The organism is Phycicoccus elongatus Lp2 (genome assembly GCF_000367525.1).
GTDB classification, from domain to species: domain Bacteria; phylum Actinomycetota; class Actinomycetes; order Actinomycetales; family Dermatophilaceae; genus Phycicoccus_A; species Phycicoccus_A elongatus.
Genome location: NZ_HF570956.1, coordinates 3,002,544 through 3,003,973 on the forward strand (window position 1 = coordinate 3,002,544; position 1,430 = coordinate 3,003,973).

Annotated in this window: 1 protein-coding gene; it reads right to left on the reverse strand. The window is 65.9% G+C overall.

Going from position 1 to position 1,430, the window contains the following annotated elements:
- Positions 1-1,193: 2-isopropylmalate synthase (locus BN10_RS14525; RefSeq protein WP_040752004.1), on the reverse strand; the 1,193-nt coding region annotated here is incomplete at its 3' end.
- Positions 1,194-1,430: the final 237 nt, after the last annotated feature.

The window sequence follows — 1,430 nt, forward strand, 5'->3', positions numbered from 1 at the left end:
CTGTTGACGCGCACGACCGCCTCGTAGGACCGGCCGATGTCGTGCGGGTCGATCGGCAGGTAGGGCACGCCCCAGTCGAGGTCGTCGATGGCCTTGCCGCCCGCCTTGGAACGCTTGTCCATGTCCTCGAAGCCCTTCTTGATGGCGTCCTGGTGGGAGCCGGAGAAGGCCGTGTAGACGAGGTCGCCGCCCCACGGGTGTCGCTCGTGGACGGGCAGCTGGTTGCAGTACTCCACCGTGCGCCGGATCTCGGCCATGTCGGAGAAGTCGATCTGCGGATCGATGCCCTGGGAGAAGAGGTTCATGCCCAGGGTGACCAGGCAGACGTTGCCGGTGCGCTCACCGTTGCCGAAGAGGCAGCCCTCGATCCGGTCCGCGCCCGCCAGGTAGCCCAGTTCAGCGGCCGCGACGCCCTCACCGCGGTCGTTGTGCGGGTGGAGGCTGACGACAACGGATTCGCGACGGTCGAGGTGACGGACCATCCACTCGATCGAGTCGGCATACACATTGGGGGTGGCCATCTCGACGGTCGCCGGCAGGTTGATGATCATCTTGCGGTCGGGGGTCGGGTCGATGACCTCGATGACGGCGTTGCAGATCTCGACCGCGAACTCGAGCTCGGTGCCGGTGTAGGACTCCGGGGAGTACTCGTAGAAGACCTGCGTCTCCGGGACCGTCTCCTCGAGCTTGCGGCACAGCCTCGCACCCTGGAGGGCGATGTCGATGATGCCCTCCTTGGGCAGGCCGAAGACGACGCGACGCTGGAGCACCGAGGTCGAGTTGTAGAAGTGCACGATCGCCGACGTCGCACCCTTGATCGCGTCGAAGGTGCGCTCGATGAGGTGGTCGCGACACTGGGTCAGCACCTGGATCGTCACGTCGTCGGGGATGTGCCCCTCGTCGATGAGTTGGCGGCAGAAGTCGAAGTCGGTCTGGCTCGCGCTGGGGAAGCCGACCTCGATCTCCTTGTAGCCCATCTTCACCAGCAGCTTGAACATCCGCAGCTTGCGCTCGGCATCCATCGGGTCGATGAGGGCCTGGTTGCCGTCGCGCAGGTCGACCGCGCACCAGCGCGGCGCCTGGGTCATCACGCGGTCCGGCCAGGTGCGGTCCGGCAGTTCGACGCGGATCTGGTCCTGGAAGGGGACGTACTTCTGGGCGGGCATGCCCGAGGGTTTCTGGATGCCGATCATGGTGTTCCTCTACTTCACTCTCTCGTCTGCGGGGTGCTCAGCCGGGCACAGCGAACTCCGCGACGAGGGCGGCCGAATTCAGGCCTCGCCGCGGCGGAGAAGGAGGAGCAACTCACGCATGATTCCGACAGTATGCCGCGGGCCTCCTCCGCTGGTCATGTCGGGTCCGCACTGTGGTCACGGTCACCAGCACCCCCGGAACAGATCCCGCACCCGACCACACCCATACCTGTGTCC